Annotated in this window: 7 protein-coding genes and 1 pseudogene; 7 read left to right on the top strand and 1 reads right to left on the bottom strand. The window is 68.8% G+C overall.

What is annotated here, in order from left to right; translation table 11 throughout:
* The coding region (locus BLR99_RS04580) for an integrase core domain-containing protein (protein WP_139160135.1) at window positions 1-315 on the top strand (315 nt) is incomplete at its 5' end.
* Between the two features lie 32 nt (window positions 316-347).
* Here BLR99_RS04580 and BLR99_RS04575 read toward each other — a convergent pair.
* Window positions 348-491 (bottom strand): annotated as a pseudogene (locus BLR99_RS04575) (globin); the annotation flags it as partial.
* Between the two features lie 308 nt (window positions 492-799).
* Between BLR99_RS04575 and BLR99_RS04570 the strand changes: the two are divergent.
* From BLR99_RS04570 to BLR99_RS04545, 6 genes are read left to right on the top strand one after another with little or no spacing between them, the layout of a single operon-like run.
* Complete coding sequence (locus BLR99_RS04570) at window positions 800-1,069, top strand: acyl carrier protein (protein WP_011796832.1); 270 nt, start codon at window positions 800-802, stop codon at window positions 1,067-1,069.
* Between the two features lie 10 nt (window positions 1,070-1,079).
* A complete protein-coding gene (locus BLR99_RS04565; protein ID WP_158296391.1) occupies window positions 1,080-2,117 on the top strand; it encodes a 3-oxoacyl-[acyl-carrier-protein] synthase III C-terminal domain-containing protein in 1,038 nt (345 codons plus the stop codon).
* Window positions 2,114-3,064 carry a 3-oxoacyl-ACP synthase III family protein gene (locus tag BLR99_RS04560; protein ID WP_017439149.1) on the top strand — a complete coding sequence of 317 codons (951 nt, stop codon included), beginning with the start codon at window positions 2,114-2,116 and terminating at the stop codon, window positions 3,062-3,064. The genes BLR99_RS04565 and BLR99_RS04560 overlap by 4 nt, the downstream gene beginning before the upstream one ends.
* An 11-nt stretch (window positions 3,065-3,075) precedes the next feature.
* Window positions 3,076-4,482, top strand: coding sequence for an MATE family efflux transporter (locus BLR99_RS04555; RefSeq protein WP_048857624.1), 1,407 nt, complete (start codon window positions 3,076-3,078; stop codon window positions 4,480-4,482).
* Window positions 4,466-6,055, top strand: coding sequence for an acyl-CoA ligase (AMP-forming), exosortase A system-associated (locus BLR99_RS04550; protein ID WP_017437945.1), 1,590 nt, complete (start codon window positions 4,466-4,468; stop codon window positions 6,053-6,055). The genes BLR99_RS04555 and BLR99_RS04550 overlap by 17 nt, the downstream gene beginning before the upstream one ends.
* The gene (locus tag BLR99_RS04545) at window positions 6,052-7,266 is read left to right on the top strand and encodes a pyridoxal-dependent decarboxylase, exosortase A system-associated (protein ID WP_017437944.1); all 1,215 of its coding nucleotides are present in this window, start codon (window positions 6,052-6,054) and stop codon (window positions 7,264-7,266) included. Before BLR99_RS04550 ends, BLR99_RS04545 begins: the two co-directional genes overlap by 4 nt.
* Window positions 7,267-7,271: the final 5 nt, after the last annotated feature.

Here is a 7,271-nt window from a genome sequence, read left to right as displayed (position 1 = left end):
CCCGCCAGCGGCGGCTTCGACGATCTGGACCAGGTACGCCAGTGGGCCAGCGGCTTCGTGCATTGGTACAACTGCGAGCACCGCCACAGCGCGATCGGCTACGTCACGCCGACGCAGCGCCATGCCGGGCAGGACCAGGCCATCCTGCAGGCTCGCCATCACCTTTACACCCAGGCCCGACAGCGCAACCCCGCGCGCTGGTCGGGCAGCACCCGCAACTGGGCGCCGGTCCAATCGGTCACGCTCAACCCTGAGCGCGACGGCATCTCCAATGCCGCGGCGACCGCATCGAATACGCAGCCTCGGGCTGCTTGATCGACGCGACAACTACCTTGACATGCTCCGTCGGGCTCCAGGTCCATGAGGTCGTAGAAGCGGTCCACGAGGGTGCGCACGGCGGGTTCGCCGCCGATCCAGGCGAAGGGCGTGGCCGGGGGGCGCTGCGCCGCGTCGTCGGAGGCGGGAGCCTGGGAAGATGGTTCGGTCGTCATCCTGCGGACTATGGCATGCCCACGCGGGCCATGCCGCCCTGCGGAGCCCCAGGCTCGTGGCTTTTCGGAAAGCTGGAAGCCTGCGCGCGAGGCACCGCCGCCCCATCCGCACGCTGAACACCTGCTCGGCAGGAGCAGCCGGGCAGATGGCGCCCCCCCTTGGATAGTGCTCTGCCACCGCCAGCCATCGGGCGGTTCAACCTGCCAGACGGTGGAGGTTATCGCCTCCCGTTCACTTGCCTAAAGTGCCTTCCAGGCCGGTAGCACCCGCTACACCTTCAAACCGACATGCACAAAGGAGCAGGGAAATGAGCACCCATACGACCAGAACCGAGATCGGCCAGACACTGAAGGCCTGCCTGACAGAACTCACGCAGGGAAGCGCCGAGGCCGGGCTCATCCAGGAGGACACCAATCTTTTCGATATCGGTATCGACTCGATGAACATGACCGATCTGGTGCTGCGCATCGAAGAGCGCTTCGGCCTGACGCTCGCCCCCGAAGACCTGTCGGCGGATCTTTTCACGCGCTTCAGCCGCCTGGTCGATTTCGTGCAGGGGAAGCTGGCGCATGCCTGAGATCGGCATCGTGGCCACGGCCGCCTACGTCCCCCCGGTGGCATGGGATGTCCGCAGCTTCGCAGCGGAACAGGCACCGGACGCGAGGCAGGCAAGCGGGGACCGCCTCCTGCGGGCCTGCTTCGAGGAAAACCTGCGCTCGCACGGCATCGACCTGGAAGAACTGGCCGCGGTGCGCAGCGGAACCGACGCAACCCGGTTGTCCGCATCGACGGGCATCTGCGCCGTGGCACGGGAGCAATGCCTGGAGCCTTCCGAAATGCTGGCGAAAGTGGCCCGGCGCGTGTTGCAGGCCGAAGAAGCAGATCAGCTGGCCCCGGTTTCCACATTCCTGGTGTGCCAGTCCTGCCTGGAAGGCAACCTCACCGTTTCCGGGGCCTGCCGAGTGCAGGCGGAACTGGGGCAGGGCCGCACGCCGTTCGCTGTCGGCCAGCTCCAGGGAGCCAGCTTCCTGCTCGCGCTCTCGCTGGCCGCCGACCTCCTCCACTTGCAGGAAGACGGGCCCGGCCGCATCGCCATTGCTGCGGCGGAACGGTGGTCATGGCCCTATCCGCGCGTGGTGGGGCAGACCACTGTACTGGGCGACGGCGCCGGGGCGGTGGTGGTGGAAAAGGGGAGCAGCCGGGGCTGGATGCTGCGCTCGGTCACCGTGCGCACGCCCCAGCAGCCGCGGGACATCTATCGGCACATCGTGCGCGGTGAACCATGGGAGGTGGACGTGGAAGGGTTGTGCGGATTGATAACCGGCATGCTGCGCGAAGCCGGGCACGCGCCCGGGGACATCGCGTATCTGGTGCCGCATGGCGCGGCACGCGATCTCGACAGGTACGTGCGGGAACGCTGCGGCCTGGAGCATGCATGGAGCGGCACTTCGCACGCACGGACGCAGGGATACCTCTGCAGCGCGGAGGTGCCGGTGCGGCTGCACCAGTTGCTCGAACGTGCGGCTCCGCGGGACGGCGATTGCCTGGTGGTCTGGGGCATCGGCTTCGGGGGCGCACTGGCGTGCGCGCTGTTGCAATTCGCCGCAGGGGGAGTGCCACGATGAACGCATCCGCCACATGCACCCTTCCCGCGGTCGGCATACCGCACATCGCATGCTACCTGCCCGACCGGCTCGTGTCCGTGGAGGAATGGGGACGGCGCAACGGGCACTCGCAAGAGCGCATCCGGTCGATGCTGCGCAACGGCGTGCGCTGCTTCCACGATGCCCGCTCGGAGGCGCCCACGGACATGGCCACCAGAGCGGTACGGCTGCTGATGGTCAAGGGAGCGCTGCATCCGGACAGCGTGGATCTGCTGATCTACACCCACACGCTGCAAAGCAGCGTGGCGCCTCCGCCGGCCAGTTCCGCAGGTCTCGTTCAGGCGGCCTGCGGACTGAAGAAGGCATTGGGCTTTTCCGTATCCCAGCAGAACTGCGTATCGCCGATGATGGCGCTGCACGTCGCGCGAAGCATGATGGCCCGCAACCGGTCCATCCGCCGCGCGGTGATCGTCACGGCGGACCGGATGGGCGTGGCGACCGATCCCATCCGGGGCATCCTGGACCTGGCGCTGCACAGCGACGGCGCGTGTGCGTTCCTGGTCGAGCGCGACTCCGCGCGCAACCAGGTGCTCGGCTACCACTTCTTCACCGACGGGCGCTTCTTCCAGGGCACGGATGAGAACCACGAGGTCGTGCCCGACGAGAAGTACCACTGGTCCACCTTCTCGACGATCCGCAGCGCGCTGCAACGCGCCGGCCTGCAGGCGCAGGACATCGATCGCATCCTGCCGAACCATGTGAACATGGAAGGCTGGCGGTTGGTGCTTGGCATGCTCAAGCTGCCCGAGGAGCGGCTCTTCACGCGCAACGTGGGTCCCATGGGACACGTGTTCGGCAGTGATCCATTCATCAATCTGGCGCACGAGAACAAGCGGCCCGGCGGCAACTATGTTCTCTTCTCGAGCGGGCTGGCGGGCTGCTTCGGCACCCTCGTGCTGCGCCATTGACGGAGCCGGCGATGCGACCGACCGACCCGAGCAGCCAGCACGCCCCGGCACATGCGCCCTGGCGTTCCGAAGCGCGCGCCTCGCTGTCACTGACCCTCCATCTGCTGATCGGGCAGACCGCATTGATGTCGCTGCCCCTGGCCGATCTGCTGTCCGTGGCGTCCCTGGGCAGGCACGCCCTGGCGGCCGTCGGCCTGGTCAATAGCGTCGCGGCGCTGCTGACCCTGGTCTGTTTCGGCGTCCTGCAGGCGGTCGCGCCACTGGCCGGCGCTGCGCTGGGGCGCGGTGGCGGGCCGGCCGTGGCGCGAAAGGTGGTCGGCGACGGCCTGCGGATCGCTTCCGGCCTCGGCGTGCTCAACAGCGGCCTGTTGCTGCTTTTCGCTGTGCTGCTGCCCGGCCTGGGGCAGGAGCCGGAGGTGGCGCGGCAGGCCCAGCACTACGCGGCGGCCCTGGCCCCCGGTATGCTGGCCGCGGCCTGGCTGGCCGCCTGGCGGGTCGGGCTGCCGGTGCTGGGCCGCGTGCGCTCGCTGTCAATCACGCTGTCCGCATGCGCTGCGCTGCACTTCGCGGCGAACCATGTCCTCGTCCACGGCATGGCAGGCTTGCCGGCGTTGGGGATGGCGGGGCTGGGGTGGAGCTATGCCGTCACGTATGGCACGGGGGTGCTCGTGCTCCACCTGCTTGATCGGCGGCCGGTACCGCAAGGGGCGGGACAGCCTCACGCGCCTTCATCGGCCAGGGCGTTGCTGCGCATCGGCCTGCCCATCGGTGCGGTCATGGGCATCGAATACATGCTGTTCACCGGGTCCACCGTGCTCATGGGACGGCACGGAAGCTCGGCCCTTGCGGCACACGCCGTCGCGCTCCAATGGGTAACGCTGGCATTCGTCATTCCGCTCGCCGCATCCCACACCGTGCTCACGCGCCTGTCGCTGGCGATCGGACACGCGGACGCGGATGCCGCGCGTCGCTCCACGGCGGCGGCCTGCGTGATCGCGGGCGTCTTCCATGCGCTGGTGGCGGGTGCCTGGCTGTGGGTTCCCGAGGCGTTCGCCAGCGCCCTGCTGCCGGTGCCCACCCGGGACAGGGACGACCTCGTGGCGACGGCCGCTGCGCTGCTGCGCGTTGGCGCGCTGCTGCAGGCGCTCAATGGTTTCGTGGTGGTGCTGGCAGCCGTGCTGCGCGCCTGCCGCGACACCAGCGCGATCCTCTGGCAGGTGCTCTTCGGCTACTGGGTGATCGGCCTGGGCAGTGCCGCGCTTCTCGGCAGCATGGCCGGCCCTGCGGGGATCTGGTGGGGCATGGCGCTCGGCTTCGGCGTGGCGCTCGTGCTGGTGCTGCATCGCGTACGACGGCGGCTCACCCGCCTGAACGACGTTTTTCAACCGACGGAGGAAATCCATGCGCAATCTCGTTGAACTGATATGCCACAGCGCCGACCGCGCTCCCGGCGCACAGGCCCTGGTCGATGGAGACCATCGGCTGGACTACGCCACGCTGCGCGACCATGTGCTGTCGATCGCCGCGGGCCTGGCCGCCGGTGGCCTGCAGCGCGGAGACCGCGTCGCCGTCTTCCTGGACAAGCGCGTGGAAACCGTCGAGGCCTTCTTCGCCATCGCAGCGGCGGGCGGCGTTTTCGTGCCGGTCAACCCGCTGCTGAAACCCGAGCAGGTGGTCCACATTTTGCAAGACAGCGGCGCCAGGAGCCTGGTGACCTCGGCAACCCGCCTGGGTTTGCTGGCGGCGCAGGCCCCCCGCCTTCCGGCGCTGGCGGAAACCTTCCTGATCGATGCTCCCGACGCCCGCCTCCCGGTTCTGGGGTTCGCCGAGACGCGGGTCTGGCAGGCGCTGCTGGACTTCGCTCCGCTGGACCGCGGCCAGATCGACACGATCGACAGCGACCTGGCCGCGATCCTCTACACATCCGGCTCCACGGGTTTGCCCAAGGGCGTGATGCTGACGCACCACAATCTGCTCGAAGGCGCCTGGAGCGTGGCGACCTACCTCGGCAACCACGGCGAGGACCGCATCCTGTGCGCGCTGCCGCTCAGCTTCGATGCGGGTTTCAGCCAGCTCACCACTGCGTTCCACGCGGGTGCGGCGGCGGTGCTCGTCAACTACCTGGCGCCGGGCGACGTGATCGCGGCGTGCGAGCGCGAGCGCATCACAGGCATCACCGCGGTTCCCCCGCTCTGGATCCAGCTCTGCAGCGCTTCCTGGCCGCCCGCGGCCGCAGCGCAGCTGCGCTACTTCGCGAATACCGGAGGCCGCATGCCGAAACCCGTGCTGGCCAAGCTCCGCGAGCTGTTCCCGGCCGCCCGGCCGTTTCTGATGTACGGCCTGACCGAGGCATTCCGTTCCACCTACCTGCCTCCGGAGGAAGCCGACCGGCGCCCCGACTCCATCGGCAAGGCCGTGCCGAACGCCCGCATTCTCGTGGTACGCCCGGACGGCACTCCCTGCGATGCGGACGAAACCGGCGAACTGGTGCATGTCGGGGCCTTCGTGGCGCGGGGCTACTGGCGCGATCCGGAGCGCACCGCGCAACGCTTCCGGCCTTCCCCCGAAGCCCGGCCGTGGCCCGGCATGGTGCCGGAGCAGGCCGTGTGGTCCGGCGATCTCGTTCGACGGGACTCCGAGGGGTTTTTGTACTTCGTGGGCCGCAACGACGGCCTGATCAAGACCTCCGGCTACCGGGTGAGCCCCGAGGAAATCGAGGAAACGGTGCTGGCGAGCGGACTGGCAGGCGAGGTGGTCGCGGTGGGCATACCGGACGATGCGCTCGGGCAGGCGATCGTCCTCGTGGTGGCGCCGCCTCCCCGCGGCAGCCTCGACGCCGAAGCCATTCTCACGCACTGCCGGCAGCGGCTGCCGTCCTACATGGTGCCCCGCGCCATCCACGTGCGCAGCACGATCCAGCGCAATCCCAACGGCAAGTTCGACCGCGCGGCACTGCAGCGCGAACTCTCCATCGCAACGGAGGCGGTATGACGATCCTCGACACCTTCACGACCCGGGACGGCGCTATCGAAATCGGCGGCCTGCCCCTGTCACGCCTGGCGGAGCGGGCCGGCCGCACGCCGTTCTTCGCTTACGACCGGAGCAAGCTGGCCGAGCGCGTGGCGCTGCTGCGGCGCTGGCTCGCTCCCGACATCCGCATCCACTACTCCATCAAGGCCAATCCCATGCCGGCGCTCGTGCATTGCATGGCCGGGCTGGTGGACGGCTTCGACGTGGCGTCGGCCGGCGAGTTGCGGGTGGCTCTGGATACCGGCATGGCCGCCGAGCACATCGCGCTGGCCGGTCCGGGCAAGACAGAACTCGACGTGCGCAGCACCGTCGGCGCCGGAGCGACCCTCACGCTGGAATCGGTCCATCAGCTCGACGCGGCCGCACGCGCAGGCCAGGCTCTGGGCGTGCGCCCGCGCGTGGCCCTGCGCATCAATCCGGACTTCCAGCCGAAAACCAGCGGCATGCGCATGGGCGGAGGCCCGCGCCAGTTCGGCATCGACGCGGAACAGGCGCCCGGCGTGCTGGCCGCCATCGCGCAGCGCGACCTCGACTTCCGCGGCTTCCATGTGTTCTGGGGATCGCAGTGCCTGGACGCCGACACGGTGATCTCGGCGCAGCGGCATGTGGCCGAACTCGTGGTCCGGCTCGCCGACCAAGCGAAGGCTCCCGTGGCCTTCGTCAACATGGGGGGCGGCTTCGGCATCCCGTACTTCGAGAATGAACGCGCGCTGGACCTGGAGCCCATCGGCGCGGCCATGCGGCAATGGCTCGTGCCGCTGCGGCAGCGGTTGCCCGAAGCGCGGCTGGCGATGGAGTTCGGCCGCTATCTGGTCGGCGAGGCAGGCATCTATGTCTGTCGGATCCTGGACAAGAAGGTGTCCCGGGGAGAAACCTTTCTGGTGACCGACGGCGGCCTGCACCACCAGCTCGCGGCGTCGGGGAATTTCGGTCAGGTGCTGCGGCGCAACTACCCCGTGGCGATCGGCAACAAGTCCGGCCTTCCGGCCACGGAAACCTGCCACATCGTCGGATGTCTTTGCACACCGCTCGACCGGATCGCGGACCGCGTCGCGCTTGCCTCGCCGGACATCGGCGACTTCGTGGTGGTGGCGCAATCCGGCGCGTACGGGCGCAGCGCCAGCCCGGCCGCCTTCCTGAGCCATCCCGAACCTGCAGAAATCCTGGTCTGACACCA

Origin of the sequence: Paracidovorax citrulli (genome assembly GCF_900100305.1) — a bacterium.
Taxonomy (GTDB): domain Bacteria; phylum Pseudomonadota; class Gammaproteobacteria; order Burkholderiales; family Burkholderiaceae_C; genus Paracidovorax; species Paracidovorax citrulli.
Note: the sequence above shows the minus strand (reverse complement) of the source record. Positions and strands in the feature narration are given on the sequence as shown.